This window comes from Shinella daejeonensis (assembly GCF_024281235.1).
GTDB lineage: Bacteria > Pseudomonadota > Alphaproteobacteria > Rhizobiales > Rhizobiaceae > Shinella > Shinella daejeonensis.
Window position 1 is genome coordinate 491,372 of record NZ_JAHWXY010000001.1, and the last position, 15,108, is coordinate 506,479.

The 15,108-nt window shown below is 64.9% G+C and carries 9 protein-coding genes; 4 read left to right on the top strand and 5 right to left on the bottom strand.

The window, feature by feature from the left end:
* Nucleotides 1–54: 54 nt before the first annotated feature.
* Both KYK29_RS02395 and KYK29_RS02400 read right to left on the bottom strand, forming a co-directional pair.
* Nucleotides 55–3,213: an efflux RND transporter permease subunit gene (locus KYK29_RS02395; RefSeq protein WP_254689248.1), complete on the bottom strand. Its 3,159-nt coding sequence runs from the start codon at nt 3,211–3,213 to the stop codon at nt 55–57.
* Nucleotides 3,213–4,382, bottom strand: coding sequence for an efflux RND transporter periplasmic adaptor subunit (locus KYK29_RS02400; protein WP_254689249.1), 1,170 nt, complete (start codon nt 4,380–4,382; stop codon nt 3,213–3,215). Before KYK29_RS02400 ends, KYK29_RS02395 begins: the two co-directional genes overlap by 1 nt.
* A gap of 288 nt (nt 4,383–4,670) precedes the next feature.
* Between KYK29_RS02400 and KYK29_RS02405 the strand changes: the two genes are divergently transcribed.
* Nucleotides 4,671–7,157, top strand: coding sequence for an ATP-dependent helicase (locus KYK29_RS02405; protein ID WP_254689250.1), 2,487 nt, complete (start codon nt 4,671–4,673; stop codon nt 7,155–7,157).
* A 9-nt stretch (nt 7,158–7,166) separates the two neighbouring features.
* On the opposite strand, the gene KYK29_RS02410 is transcribed toward KYK29_RS02405, so the two are convergent.
* Both KYK29_RS02410 and KYK29_RS02415 read right to left on the bottom strand, forming a co-directional pair.
* Nucleotides 7,167–8,366, bottom strand: a complete 1,200-nt coding sequence (locus tag KYK29_RS02410) for a DUF2778 domain-containing protein (RefSeq protein WP_254689251.1) — start codon at nt 8,364–8,366, stop codon at nt 7,167–7,169.
* Nucleotides 8,367–8,619: 253 nt separating this feature from the next.
* Nucleotides 8,620–10,038: an amidase gene (locus KYK29_RS02415; RefSeq protein ID WP_254689252.1), complete on the bottom strand. Its 1,419-nt coding sequence runs from the start codon at nt 10,036–10,038 to the stop codon at nt 8,620–8,622.
* 398 nt (nt 10,039–10,436) lie between these two features.
* On the opposite strand from KYK29_RS02415, the gene KYK29_RS02420 reads away from it, so the two are divergent.
* On the top strand, nt 10,437–11,642 hold the full coding sequence (locus KYK29_RS02420) for an aromatic ring-hydroxylating oxygenase subunit alpha (RefSeq protein WP_254689253.1): 1,206 nt from the start codon (nt 10,437–10,439) through the stop codon (nt 11,640–11,642).
* Between the two features lie 58 nt (nt 11,643–11,700).
* Here KYK29_RS02420 and KYK29_RS02425 read toward each other — a convergent pair whose 3' ends face one another.
* Nucleotides 11,701–13,110 carry an aminotransferase gene (locus tag KYK29_RS02425; RefSeq protein ID WP_437437225.1) on the bottom strand — a complete coding sequence of 470 codons (1,410 nt, stop codon included), beginning with the start codon at nt 13,108–13,110 and terminating at the stop codon, nt 11,701–11,703.
* A 243-nt stretch (nt 13,111–13,353) separates the two neighbouring features.
* Here KYK29_RS02425 and KYK29_RS02430 point away from each other — a divergent pair, with 243 nt between their 5' ends.
* Both KYK29_RS02430 and KYK29_RS02435 read left to right on the top strand, forming a co-directional pair.
* Nucleotides 13,354–14,268, top strand: a complete 915-nt coding sequence (locus KYK29_RS02430) for an ABC transporter permease (protein ID WP_254689255.1) — start codon at nt 13,354–13,356, stop codon at nt 14,266–14,268.
* A complete protein-coding gene (locus tag KYK29_RS02435; RefSeq protein WP_254689256.1) occupies nt 14,265–15,098 on the top strand; it encodes an ABC transporter permease in 834 nt (277 codons plus the stop codon). Before KYK29_RS02430 ends, KYK29_RS02435 begins: the two co-directional genes overlap by 4 nt.
* Nucleotides 15,099–15,108 lie beyond the last annotated feature (10 nt).

Genomic DNA, 15,108 nt, shown 5'->3' on the forward strand with positions numbered 1-15,108 from the left:
GCGCGCGGCTGTCCAGACGCAATATCGCGATGTTTCCCGCTGTCGGCGGCAAGATCACTCCGCCGGCTGCGGCACTTCGCCCTTTGCCCGGCTTGCGATGACTGCCGCCTGCTCCATTTCCGCCTGAAGACGCTTTTCCTCGTCCACATGCGGGCTGGTGAAACGGGCAATCGTCAGATAGGCGACGGGCGTCAGGAACAGGGTGACGATAGTGGCAAGCCCGAGCCCGCCGACCAGCACCCAGCCGAGCGCCACGCGCGCCTCGGCGCCCGCCCCGCTCGCCAGCACCAGCGGCAGCGCGCCGACCACCGTGGCGATCATCGTCATCATCACCGGGCGCAGGCGGATATTCGCCGCGTTCTCGATGGCGCTGCGCACGTCCTGGCCGCGGTCGCGAAGCTGGTTGGCGAATTCCACGATGAGGATGCCGTTCTTCGCCATGATGCCGACAAGCAGCACGAGACCGATCTGGCTATAGATGTTGAGCGTCGTCCCGGTGACGATCATCGCGAAGATGGCGCAGGCAAGGCCGAGCGGCACCGTCGTCATGATGATCAGCGCGCTGATGAAACTCTCGAACTGCGCCGCCAGCACCAGGAAAATGATCACGATGGCGAAGCCGAAGGTGATGGCGAGGCCGCTTGCGTTCTCATTGAGGGTCGCGGCTTCCGCAAGCGGAACGAGCCGGCTGCCGGGCGGCAACAGCGGTTCGGCGATCTGCTCGGCGATCGCCAGGGCCTCGCCAAGCGCGATATCGTCCCTGTAGCCGGTCGAGATCGTCACCGAGCGGAGCTGCTGCTCGCGGGAAAGCTGCGGAGCGACCGCCTTTTCCTCAAGTCGGGCGATGGAGGACATCGGCACGATCTTGCCGTCGCCGGTCTTCAAGAAGATGTTTTCCAGATCGGTCGGATCGTTGATCGGATTGGTGGTGGACGACAGGATGATCGGATAGGACTGGCCCTCGACGTAGATGTCGACGACGCTGCTGCCGTCGAGCATCGCCTGAAGCGCGGCCGACAGGCCGGTGATATTGATCCCGAGATCCGACGCGCGATCACGGTCGATGGACACGGAAAGCTGCGCCTGATTGGCCTCGTAGTTGAGACGCACGTTCTCGAAACGACCGTCCTGCTCCAGCGCCCGTTTCAGCGCCGTCGAGGCCGCGCCCAGCTTCTCGTAATCGTTGCCGAGCATCGCCACCTGAAGCCCGTTGCCCGCGCCGCGGATGCCAAGGCTGTTCGGCTGGATGACGAAGGCGTTGACCGAGGGAATATTGCGCATGCCCGCATTGATGTCGGCGACGATCTCCCGCTGGTTGCGCTCGCGTTCGCTCCAGGGAGCAAGCGTCAGCACCATGAAGCCGCTGTTGGCGGAACTGCCTTGCCCGGAGATCGAGAAGATATTGACGATCTCGCCCTTTTCGAACAGCGGTTGCAACCGGTTCTCGACGAGCTTCATCTGTTCCTGGGCATAGTCGAGCGAAACGCCCTGCGGCGCATTGATGCGCAGCATCACCATCGAGCGGTCCTCGCGCGGCGTCAGCTCCGATTTCAGCGTCAGATAGCCCCCCGCCCCGGCCACCGTGAAAAGACCGGCGACGACGAAGACGAGCAGCGGCACACCAAGGCAGGCATGCAGCGCGCGGCGATAGAGGCCGGCAAGCAGGCGGCCGAACCGCCCGACGATGCCGCTCCGGTGGCTTTGCGCCATGTCCTTCCTGAGCATCCGCGACGCGAGCATCGGGCAGAGCGTCAACGCCACGAAGGAGGACAGCAGGATGGCATAGGCCAGCACGAAGCCGAATTCACGGAACAGCCGGCCCGTCTGCCCGGGCAGGAAGGAAAGCGGCAGGAACACTGCCACCAGCGTGGCCGTCGTGGCGATGACGGCGAAGAACACCTCCAGCGTGCCGAGCACCGCCGCCGCACGCGGGCCAAGCCCCTCGGCGCGGCGGCGCACGATGTTCTCCAGAACCACGATGGCGTCGTCGACCACGAGGCCGGTGGCAAGAACGATGGCCAGCAGGGTCAGGATATTGATCGAGAACCCCGAAAGGTAGATCGCCGCGATCGTCCCGATGAGGGCGATCGGCATGGAGATCGTCGGGATCAGCGTCGCCCGCCAGTCGAGAAGGAAAATATAGATGACCAGCGTCACGATCAGGATCGCCACGACGAGGGCGATCTGAACCTCGTGGATCGCTCCCTCGATGAAGACGGCGTCATCGCTGGTGATGGCGATATGCGTGCCTTCCGGCAAGATGGAGCCGAGATGCTGGACGACGTCCTTCACACCCTGCGAGATATCGAGCGTATTGGATTGCGCCTGACGGATGATGCCGAGACCGATACCCTGCCGGCCGTTGGAACGCAGCGCTGTCGTGCCGGTATCCGGCCCGAGCGTCACCGACGCGACGTCGCGCAGCCGGACGCGGCTGTTGATCAGCAGGTTCTCGAAATCGGCCGGTGTCGTAAGATCGGCCGTCGCACGCACGCTGATGTCCTGGCTCCGGCTGGTGAGCGAACCGGCCGGCACGTCGAAGGCCGCGGTGGCGAGCGTATTGCGCAGGTCCGCGACCGTGAGGCCGCGGCTTGCAAGCTTCACCTGATCCACATCGACGCGGAACACCTTCTCCTGCTCGCCGTAGACCGCCACATCCGCCACGCCCTCGACGGCGGCGAGCCGGTCGGACACCTCGTTTTCGACGAGCAGCGTCATGTCCTCCATCGACATGCGGTCGGATGTGAGGGCAAGGCGCATGATCGGCTGGCTGTCCGCATCGGCCTTGACGACGCGGGGTTCGTCCGCATCGTCGGGCATCTGGTTGGCGATCCGGCCGAGCGCATCGCGCACGTCGTTCGCCGCCTGGTTGACGTCGCTGGAGTCGGAGAATTCCAGCGTCACCCGGCTGCGGGCGAAGGAGGATTGCGAGGAGATGCTCTGGATGCCCTGCACCCGGGACACCGCGCCTTCCACCACCCGCGTCAGTTCGCGGTCGACCGTTTCGGGAGAAGCGCCGTCGAACGTCGTCGAGACGGTGACGACCGGCCGGTCGACCGAAGGCAGTTCGCGGATTTCCACACCGCTGAAAGCTGCAAGCCCCGCCACGATGACCAGCGTATTGACCACCAGCGCGAGGATCGGACGACGGACGAAAAGCGCCGTGAAACCGGCCTGTCCGCCCTGGGTTCCCGTCTGGACCGGCGCCGCCATCACGATCCCTCCGTCGACCCGGCCGACGGCAGGGCGCTGACGTCGCCGGCCATGACCCGGACCTCGCTGCCGGCATTGAGATGCTGGGTGCCCTCGGTCACCACCTGATCGTCTTCGGCAAGTTCCGCATTGACGAGCACCTTGTCGGGATTGCGCTGGATGATCTGGACATCGACCCGCTCGGCGCGGCCGCCGGAGATCCGCCAGACATAGGACCCTTCCGCGCTCCATTGCACTGCGAGCGGGTCCACGCTCGGATAGCGTTCGCCCGGGAAGCTCATCGTCACCTGGAAGGACATGCCGGCGCGCAGCAGGTCATCGGGATTGTCGACCTGCGCGCGGACCCGCAGCGTGCGGCTTTCCTGGTCGATGCGATTGTCCACTGCCTGCACCTTGCCCTTGAAGACCTCCCCCGGCCGGGCGATGGCGACGGCGGCGATCTCCTCGCCGACACGCACGCTGGTGGCGAAACGTTCCGGCACCCAGAAGTCGACGAGGATCTCGGAACGGTCGTCGATGCGGGCGATCTGCGTTGTGGTGGTGACATAGTCGCCGACGTTCACCGAGATGATGCCGACAATGCCGCTATAGGGCGCGACGATGGCGCGCCGCCGCAAATTCAGTTCCGCATTCTGAAGGGCGAGTTCGGCCGCCTTCAGTCCCGATTCCGCATCCTGAAAGTCCGCGGTGCTGACGGCGGAAGCGTTGCGCAGGCTTTCCAGCCGCGTCAGCTTCTGCGCCGCCAGATCGCGGCTGACACGGGCCTGATCGGCGGCGATACGCTGCTCGTCGCTGTCGAGGCGGGCGATCACCTGTCCCTGCTTCACGCGCTCGCCGGAAGCGACCAGCACGTCCGTCAGATTGCCGGTCGCATAGGGCGTCACCGTCACGGACCGGATCGCCTCGCCGTCGCCGATAGCGTTCAACCGGTCGTTCACCAGCGCCAGCGCGACCGGTTGCGTCACCACCAGCGAGGCGTCGCCGAAAGCATTTCGGGGAGCCTGCCCCCCGCTCTCCGCCTTGCCGGCGGGCGAGAGCACGGCCACCAGGCCGTCCGGCAGCCGCGCCGCCTTCAGCATGTCGTTTGCGCCAGGCACGAAGCGCCCCCACAAAAGCAGCCCGGCGGCGATGACCCCGAGGCTGATGAGGAGTTGTTTCCAGACGCGCATGCAATTCATCTCCGACAAGAGCGATCGCCACGACGAGCGATCCGGCATAGCGCAAATATCCCGTCCGGAAATGAACGGGCAATGAAAGAATGCGTTCATTACCGATTTGTAAGATTGACGGTCGCCGTCTTACCGGAATGTAACGGAATAAGACGGAAACCGCCATTTTTCTCTTGCGAAGGGGCTGTTTCGCCGCGCAGCGGCTGCTTTCCACAATCTTTGCGCTTCGCGGAATAAAAGCAGAACGGAAAACTGGCCTTTCGGGACCGAATCACTACATTGAGCCCCATGACCAGCGGCTATGACGACATTCCCTTCTTCGACGAGGACCCGCAACTTTCCGGCCAGCCGGCGCCGCCTGCGGGCAAGGCCGCTGGCGGTATCGCCGCGCGCGCCATGGCTGCCCGCGACGCCGGGCGCGCGCCGGACTATCTTTCCGGCCTCAATCCCGAGCAGCGCGAGGCGGTGGAAACGCTCGACGGCCCCGTTCTCGTGCTGGCCGGCGCCGGCACCGGCAAGACACGGGTACTGACGACCCGCATCGCCCATATTCTCGCCACCGGCCATGCCTTTCCCAGCCAGATCCTCGCGGTGACCTTCACCAACAAGGCGGCCCGCGAGATGAAGGAGCGCATCGGCCTGCTGGTCGGCGGCGTGGTGGAAGGCATGCCCTGGCTCGGCACCTTCCACTCCATCGGCGTCAAGCTCCTACGCCGCCATGCCGAACTGGCGGGGCTGAGAAGCGATTTCTCGATCCTCGACACCGATGATGTGATCCGGCTGATCAAGCAGATCCTCCAGGCCGAAGGGATCGACGACAAGCGCTGGCCGGCAAAGCAGTTCGCCGGCATGATCGACACCTGGAAGAACAAGGGGCTCGATCCGGCGCAGGTTCCGGAAGGCGACGCCCGCGCCTTCGCCAACGGCAAGGGCCGCGAACTCTATACCGCCTATCAGAACCGGCTGAAGACGCTGAACGCCTGCGATTTCGGCGACCTGCTGCTGCATCCGATCCGCCTGTTGCGCGCCAATCCGGATGTCCTGGCCGAATACCACCGGAAGTTCCGCTACATCCTCGTCGACGAGTATCAGGACACCAACACCGCGCAATACATGTGGCTGCGCCTGCTTGCCCAGCGGCCGCGGCAAACCGGGACGACGGCTCCCGGCGGCGCGGCGGCGGGCGTGAACCTGTGCTGCGTCGGCGACGACGACCAGTCGATCTATGGCTGGCGCGGCGCGGAGGTGGATAATATCCTGCGCTTCGAAAAGGATTTTCCGGGCGCGAAAGTGATCAAGCTGGAGCGCAATTACCGCTCCACCGCGCATATCCTCGGCGCGGCCGGTCATCTCATCAGCCATAACGAGGACCGGCTCGGCAAGACGCTGTTCACCGATCACCTCGACCCGGAAGACGGCAAGGTGATGGTGCATGCCGCCTGGGATTCGGAAGAAGAGGCCCGCGCCATCGGCGAGGAGATCGAACAGCACCAGCGCCGGCAGCACAAGCTCAACGACATGGCGATCCTCGTGCGCGCCTCCTTCCAGATGCGCGAGTTCGAAGACCGCTTCGTCACGCTCGGCCTCAACTATCGCGTCATCGGCGGCCCGCGCTTTTATGAGCGGCTGGAAATCCGCGACGCCATGGCCTATTTTCGGCTCGTCTGCCAGCCGGCCGACGACCTCGCCTTCGAACGGATCGTCAACACGCCGAAACGCGGCCTCGGCGATACGACGGTGCGCAATCTGCACGATTATGCCCGCGCCCGCGATATCCCCATGCTGGCCGCCGCCGCGGAGATCGTCGAGACGGACGAACTGAAGCCGCGCGCGCGCAAGGCGTTGTCCGACGTGGTGGCGGATTTCCGGCGCTGGCAAAACCTTCTGGAAAATACGCCGCACACCGAGCTTGCCGAGCAGATCCTCGACGAAAGCGGCTACACCGCCATGTGGCAGGCGGACAAATCCGCCGAAGCGCCGGGACGGCTGGAAAACCTCAAGGAACTGATCCGCTCGATGGAAGCCTTCGAATCGATGCGCGGCTTCCTGGAGCATGTCTCCCTCGTCATGGACACGGAGCAGAACGAGAACCTCGACGCCGTCTCGATCATGACGCTGCATTCCGCCAAGGGGCTGGAGTTCGACACCGTCTTCCTGCCGGGCTGGGAGGAAGGCCTGTTCCCGCACCAGCGCGCCCTCGACGAGGGCGGCCGGTCCGGCCTGGAGGAAGAGCGCCGCCTCGCCTATGTCGGCCTCACCCGCGCCAAGCGCCACTGCCACATCTGGTTCGTTTCCAACCGCCGCATCCACGGCCTCTGGCAATCCACCCTGCCGTCCCGCTTCCTCGAGGAATTGCCGGAAGCGCATGTCGAGGTGGCCGAAATGGAGCAGACCTATGGCGGATACGGCCGCGGATACGGCCAGTCACGCTTCGACAAGCAGGAGCCCTTCCAGAACGCCTATTCCACCCCCGGCTGGCGGCGCGCGCAGGCAAACCGCAACGACGCCACCCGCGACAACTGGGGCACCCGCTCCGGCCATGCGGTGGAGCGCATCGGCTATGGCGAATCCGGCCCGCGATCGCGCGTCATCGAGGGCGAACTGGTCGCCCGCTCGACAACCAGCGAAGCGTCGCGCTTCTCGATCGGCGACCGTGTGTTCCACCTGAAGTTCGGCAACGGCAACATCGCCGCCATCGAAGGCAACAAGCTGACCATCGACTTCGACCGCGCCGGCCAGAAACGCGTTCTCGACGGCTTCGTCGAAAAGGCCTGACCCGGCGCCTCACGCCGCCTTGCGGTAGAGCGCGGCGATCTGCGTGCGCGAGTTCGGCATCTGCGGCACGACGACCAGCGTATCGACATGGCCGCGCTTGAAGGCGTTGAGGAACGGCTCGTAGTTCTGGAAGGCGACGCAGCCGTGCGAGCCGATCTGGCCGCGCAGGAGATTGGTGTGCGTCAGAAGTCCCGTGCGGTTCTGCGGATCACGCCCGTCGATGGAAAGCATACGGATCGCCTCGACGCCATGGAAACGCCGTTCGCGCATCCGCAGCCGATAGATGCCCGCCGGCGTCGGCCCCTTCATCTTCACGTGGGAGTATTTCGGATTGTCGCGCATCTTGCCGATCCCGGAATGGGCGCGCAGCTTCGTGCCGTCGGGCATATGGACGGTCGCGCCGGAAACGTCGTAGATCGCGATCTTGGTGCCCTTTCCGGGCCAGCCGCCGGCACTCGAATCCCCGTTGCGGCCACCGCCGAAAAGCGTTCCGAACAACGTGCGGTCCGGCTTTGCATAGGCGACGTCTTCGGTCTTCGGCTTGGAGGAACGGGCGGCGGATTGCGTCGCGGGTTTCGCCCTGGCGGGCTTTTCCTCGACGACCACGGCTTCCAGCGCCGGCCTTGTTTCCGGCAGCGGAATATGGCCGAGGATCATTTCCTCGGATGTTTCAGGCTTCGCCATCACCGAATCGAAGGGCCGGGCTCCGACGTCTTCGCGGGCCGAAACAGGTTCGGCAAGCGCGGTCAGCAGAGCAGGTTCGCCGGAGATCGCGCGCTCCTCGATGACCGAACGTTCGGCGCGGGCGATGGCGCGCTCGATCCGCTCCGCCTTGGCCTTCTCGCGCTTGACGGCGGCGGCGAGCCGGATGGCGATTCCGCGCTGGTGCGAGACCTGGATTGCCTCCGCCGTCAGCTGACTCTGGCGCTGTTCGCTTTCACTGGGTGGCGAGAGCCGTGAGAATTTGGCGATCCGGACGATCCGGGTCTCGTCGCCCGCGCCGGCAGTTCCAGCCGACAGGGCGACAGGAGCCTTATACTCCGTCGCCAACGCCGATGCCGCCTGCTGCAACGCTTCGAAAGTCGAGACGACGGCCCAGGCCGAACCGGCGATGACGCCGCAGGCCAGGAGTGCGCCGAGGAGGATTCCGCCGGAACGCCCACGGCGGGACTGGATCGCAAGACGCGATGAATCGTGAAAAGACGCCATGATACTCGTTACCCGATACTCGTTACTCGACGCAGCCCCGGAAGACCGTTTCCCAGGACCATGGCCCCGGCGACAGGCTTCGGGCTTACGCGCCCCGGCCACCCGCCGGACGGCAAGAGAATGACGAAATATGGTAAGCAATTCCTTTACGACGCCTCACGATCCGAACGGGACACCGGCGCGCTTTCCCCGGCAGCCGGCATCTCCCCCTGTCATCCGAATGGGGCGCTGACATGTCCGGACCACAATATCGCTACAAATCGGGCTGTCGCGAGAGGAAGTCGGTCGCCTTTTCATAGGCGGCTGCAAGCGCCAGCACGGCCCCGTCGGCTTGCGGCGGGCCGATGATCTGGATGCCCGCCGGCAGGCCGCAAGCGCCGAAACCCGCCGGCATGGCGGCGACCGGCAGGCCCGCGAGCGTCGGCCCGATCACCACTTCCATCCAGCGATGATAGGTATCCATGGCCCGGCCGGCGATGGTTTTCGGCCAGTCGATCCCGGCGTCGAAAGGAAACACCTGTGCGGCCGGCAGCACCAGGAAATCGAAGCGCGCGAAGAGCGCAAGGATATGACGATACCAGTCGCTGCGCACCCGCGATGCCGCGTAGACGTCCGCCGCGGTCAGGGTCCGGCCGTTCTCGATTTCCCAGATCAGCTCCGGCTTCATCCGCGCGCGCCGCTCGCGATCGTCGTAATCCGCCGCCTGCGCGCCGGCGACGAGCGCGTGCCGCAGCGCCAGCCAGGCGCGCCAGAGGCGGTCCATATCGAAGCCGGAACCGCTGTCGGAAACCGCGCAACCCAGCCGGCGGAAAACGTCGAGCGAGGCCCGGCAGAGGTCCAGCACACCCGGCTCGACGGCGAGATAGCCGTCGAAATCACCGAGCCAGCCGATCCGCGCGCCGGCGAAATCCCGCTCCGGAGCGAAGACGAGTCCGTCCCCGGAAACCGACAACGGATCGCGCGGGTCATGGCCCGCCTGCGTGGCGAGAAGAGCGGCGACATCGCCGACCGAGCGGCCCATCGGCCCGTTGACGGCAAGCTGGTTGAGGAAAAGCTCATTGCCGAGCGCCGGAACGCGCCCGAAGGACGGCCGGAATCCGACGACGTTGTTGAAGGCCGCCGGGTTGCGCAGCGACCCCATCATGTCGCTGCCGTCGGCGACGGGAAGCAGGCGCGCCGCCAGCGCCGCCGCCGCTCCGCCCGATGAGCCTCCCGCGCTCCGGGACGGATCGTAGGGATTGCGCGTCACCCCGAACACCGGATTGTAGCTGTGCGACCCGAGCCCCATTTCGGGCGTATTGGTCTTGCCGATAAGGATCGCCCCCGCCGCGCGGATACGCTCCACCTGGATATCGTCGTAATCCGGCACGAAATCCGCATAATTGGCGGACCCGAAAGAACACGGCAGTCCGGCCGCCTCGGAAAGATCCTTCACCGCGAAGGGAAGACCATGCAGCCAGCCGCGCCGGTTTCCCGCCGCAAGCTCCGCATCCGCCCCCCGCGCGGCGGCCAGCAGCTCCTCGGCCGGACGCAGGTTGACGATGGCGTTGATGCGGGGATTGATCGCCGCGATCCGCCCCAGGAAGGCCTCCATGATCCGAAGGCATGAAAGCCGGCGCGTGGCGACGGCTTCGGAAAGATCGCGGGCGGAAAGGCTTGTGATATCCTGCACGGCGGGCTCCGATGGTTGCATCGACCAGAGCTGGAACATTTCCAGCGAGAATGTGAAGCGGTTTTGCGTCCGCAAATGCGGCTAAAACAAAGAGATAAACCGATTTTGCCAATTCTGTGAAAACCAGAACCGCTCTAGCAGGCCGGCCCGGGACACGCCAGTCCCGGCGACAAGCTGCATGAAGTCAGGCGGATGGCCGCTTTTCCTGAATCGATTCCCGAAGCGGCTCGCGTTTGCGGCGAAGAGGGACAGGCAGGCAGGGCCCGAAACTATCGACATTGTGTCACCACAGCCCGCCTCCCTTCGACGACCGTTGAAAACCACCGGTTCAAGCGGTTCCTTTCGAAGGAAATTTATGGTTATATTGAATGAACGTTCAGCAAATAATGGGGAACGGCATGAATGAGATGATGCGCGATATCCGCGTTCCGGAAGATTGGGACCGCAGCGGCCTTCCCGGCTGGTGCTACCACAGCCCGGCCCTTCTGGAGCTTGAGAAGCAGCATGTCTTCCGCGAGCACTGGCAGATCGCCTGCCATGTTTCCGACGTTGCGGAGCCAGGCGATTACCGCACGATGGACGTCATCGGGGAGCGGGCGCTGGTGCTGCGCACGCAGGACGGCGACATCCGCGCCTTCCACAATATCTGTCGCCACCGCGGCTCCCGGCTCGTCGCCGACGAGAGCGGGCATTGCCGCAACGCGCTCGTCTGTCCCTTCCACGGCTGGGTCTACAATCTCGACGGCACGCTGCGCGGCGCCGCCCGGCCGCAAAGCTTCCCGCCCCTCGACAAGCAGGAATTCGCGCTGAAGCCGCTCGAATGCGAAATCTGGCAGGGTTTCGTCTTCATCCGTTTCGCACCCGGCCCGCAACCCTCCGTGGCGGAACTGATGAAGCCGTTCGAGGCCGAACTGGCCCATTACCGCTCCGCCGACATGGTGCCGGCCGGCGGAATGTGGACGCAGGAGACGCCCGTCAACTGGAAATCGGTCCGCGACGTCGACAACGAGGGCTACCATGTCGCCATGGCGCACCCCGCGTTGCAGGATCTCTACGGCTCGACCTATTACGACGAGCCCTTCGTCGACGGATTGTGCCGCTCCTTCGCCACCTACAATCCGCATGCCGGCCGCCGCTGGAGCGTGCGCCACTATGTCAATATCTCGCCGGAAAACCCCGACCTTCCCGCTCCCCTGCGCAAGGCATGGATCTATTTCGGGATCTTTCCGAACGCGGTGATCGCCGTCACGCCGGAGACGGTGCAGTTCTATCAGGAATTTCCGCTGGGGGTCGGCCGCACGCTGCTGCGCGGCGGCATCTATCGCCGACGCGAGGAGACCCGCGCCCACAGGCTCGCCCGCTATCTCGCCTGCCGCATCGATCGCGACACGCAGGCCGAGGACGTGCAACTGACGATCTGGTCGAACGAGGCGATGACCTCCGACGCTTTCGCCGGCTTCTACCTCTCCGATCTCGAATATGGCGTGCGCACCCACCACGACCATCTGCGCAAGGCCCTGCCGGTCGTGACGCTGGATGAAGCCCCGGGCGAAACCGAGATGGCGGCCATAAACGCCCACATGGCGAAGGGCGACCAGCCCTGACCGGAACGGGACGGGGACGCCTTCGCGGCGCCCCGTTTGCACCCTCCTTTACCGGCGGTCAGCCCTTCCAGAGCCCTTCGCGCACCAGATCGTCCATCGTCAGTTCGATGCCCCGGCGCAGGATGGCGACCATCTCGTCGATCTGCGCAAGCGAAATGGTCAGGGGCGGCGACATCACGCACATATGGATGAGCGGACGCACGAGAAGACCCAGTTCCTGGCAATGCCGGTCGATGCGCTTGCCCACCTCGATGTCGAGCGTCAGCGGGTTCCGGCTCTCGTGGTCGGCGACGCATTCGACACAGGCCATCAGACCGAGGCCGCGCACCTCGCCGACCAGCGGAAGTTCCTCCAGCGCCTTGAGGCTGTTCTGGAAATGGCCGGAAATCGCGCGCGCGTGGTCGAGCAATCCCTCTTCCAGCAGATCGAGGTTCTTCAGGGCCACCGCGCAGCCGACCGGATGACTGGAATAGGTCAGCCCGTGGGCGAACATCGCATCGGAATGGTTGGAGCGGCGAAGCTCCTCGAACAACCGGCCGGCGATCATCACCCCGCCGAGCGGGAAATAGCCGGACGTCACCCCCTTGGCGAAGGTGATCATGTCCGGCTCGATGCCGAAGACCTCCTTCGAGGCGAAGACATGGCCGAGGCGGCCGAAGGCCGTGACCACCTCGTCGGCGATGAAGAGGATGTCGTTGTCCCGGCAAAGTTGCCCCATGCGCAGGAGATAGCCTTCCGGCGGCACGATGACGCCGCCCGACGCCATCACCGGCTCGGCGATGAAGGCGGCGATGCGATCCGCTCCCCTGTCCTCGATCACCTGCCGGAACTCCTCCACGAGGACGTCGCAGAACTGGCCGACGCTCATTCCGGCCGGCCGGCGGAACGGATCCGGGCACGTCAGCTTGACCACCAGGTCGGCGGCGCTGTCCATCCAGTCGTGATCGCGCGGCCGGCCATTGAGCGAGGCGGCAAGATAGGTCGAGCCGTGATAACCGCCCTGACGCGAGACGATCAGCTTCTTCTCCGGCCGCCCCTTCACATTGTTGGCGAACTGGGCGAAGCGCAGCGCCGTCTCGACGGCGGAGGAACCGCCGGTCGTGTAGAAGGCATGATCGAGCCCGTTCGGAGCATGGCCGGCAAGCCGCGCCGAAAGCTGCGCCGATGGCGCGTTCGTCGTGTACCAGGGCGAATTATAGGAGAGCGCCATCGCCTGCCCGGCCATCGCCTCGGCAAGCGCGCGGTTGCGATGGCCGGCATTGACACACCACATCCCCGCCGGCCCGTCGATGAGCCGCCGGCCTTCCGCATCGGTCACATAGATGCCGTCGCCCGCGTCGAGCCGCCCGCGCGCTTCCGCGCCGATGGAGCCGGACACCGGCCAGGGTTGCACGAGATGCCGCTCGGCCAGCCGCATGACAGCATCGTCCGCCCCGTCGCCGGCACCCCGTCCCTCTTCCGACGTCATCGGCTGCGCAGCCATTTCGAACCTCCATAAAACAAAATAATATCAGGACAATCATTTGATAAACATTGAATTTTTCATTTATATTGAATGTCCGTTCAGTCAATATTGCAGAAATAACGCTTGATTTCAACGGGGTTTCCGGTCCATGCTGCAAAAACGGGAACAGACAAGCCGGAAAGGCGTCACGATGGGAAGACCCTGCCTCATAGTGTACGATTGTCGCCGCTGCCGGAGGCAGCGCGGATGACGGCGACGGCGCTTGCCGCCGAAACGTCCCCCGACCGGCCAGGCCGGCGGGCCTGGAGGCGCAGCGAGGAAGCGCGCGGCCTCGCCATGATCTCGCCGACCTTCCTCTACGCGCTGGCGCTGCTGCTGTTGCCGGTGCTGGTCGTCGTCACCTACAGCTTCTGGACGCAGGATTATCTGGAGATCGACCGCACCTTCACGCTGGAGAATTACCGCCAGGCGCTGAGCGAGCCGATCTATCGCGATCTCTTCCTGCGCTCCCTATGGATTTCCCTCGCCGTCAGCGTCGCGACCGTGGTCTTTTCCTATCCCGTCGCCTGGTTCATCTCGTTCCACGGCGGCGTGCACAGGAACCTCTGGCTGTTTCTCGTCACCATTCCCTGCTGGACGAGCTACCTGCTGCGCGTCATGTCGTGGAAGGTCATCCTCGGTTATGGCGGCGTGCTGAACACCGGGCTGATCAATCTCGGCGTCATCGACGCGCCGCTCACCTCGCTTCTCTACAATTCGAACGCCGTCGTCATCACGCTGGTCCATAGCTGGGCGGCCTTCGCCATCCTGCCGATCTACGTTTCGCTACAGAAGATCGACCGCAGCCTGATCGAGGCGGCGCGCGACCTCGGCGACAGCCGCCTGCGCGCCTTCTTGCGCATCACGCTGCCCCTGTCGCTACCCGGCGTCATCTCGGCCTTCCTGATCGTCATGATCCCGACGGTCGGCGACTATGTGACGCCGCGCCTCGTCGGCGGCAAGGACGGCATGATGATCGCCAACGCCATCCAGGCGCAATTCGGCAAGGCGGCAAACTGGCCGCTCGGCGCGGCCCTTTCCGTCACCACCATGGTGCTCGTCTCGCTGTCCGCCGCGGCCGTGGTGCTGGCGTTGCGCTTCGCCTTGGGGAGGATGAAATGAGTTTCCTGACGCAACGCCTGCGTTTCCTGCCCTGGCTGCCGGCCTATATGGCGGTCTATTTCCTCTTCCTCTATCTGCCGATCCTGCTGCTGCCGGTCTTTTCCTTCAACGATGCCGCGACGACGACCTTTCCCCTGACGGGCTTCACCACCAAATGGTACGCTTCGCTTGCCGGCAACACCGCCATGCTGGAGGCGGCGCGCAACAGCCTTGTCGTCGGCGTCTGCGTCGCCTTGCTGTCCACCGTCCTCGGCATCTGCGCCGCCCGCGCCATCACGCGCTACCGCTTCCGGGGCCAGAAGGCCGCCGCCGGCCTCATCATGTCGCCGCTGTTCCTGCCGGAAATCATCGTCGCGGTCTCGCTGCTGATGATCGTGCTGGCGATCGGCCTGGAACTGTCGCTGATCACCGTGATCCTCGGCCAGACGGTCTTTTGCGTGCCCTACGCCATGTCCGTGCTCGTTTCCGGCTTCGAGGGCTTCGACCGCAGCCTGGAGGAAGCCTCCTACGATCTCGGCGAGACGGCGTTCGGCACCTTCCGCCGTGTCACGCTGCCGGTCGTGGCGCCGGCCATCGTCTCCAGCCTGCTCGTCACCTTCACTATTTCGCTGGATGAATTCATCCTGGCCTTCTTCCTTGCCGGCACATCGCCGACCTTGCCGCTCTATATCTGGGGCCAGTTGCGCTTTCCGGCGAAACTGCCCGCCGTGCTGGCGCTCGGCACCATCATGATCGTCCTGTCCATTGTCATGCTTACGCTCGCCGAAACCCTGCGCCGGCGCGCCGAACGGCGCACGCGCATGGCGTCCGCGCCGCCCCAGGAGGCCTGAATGACCGATC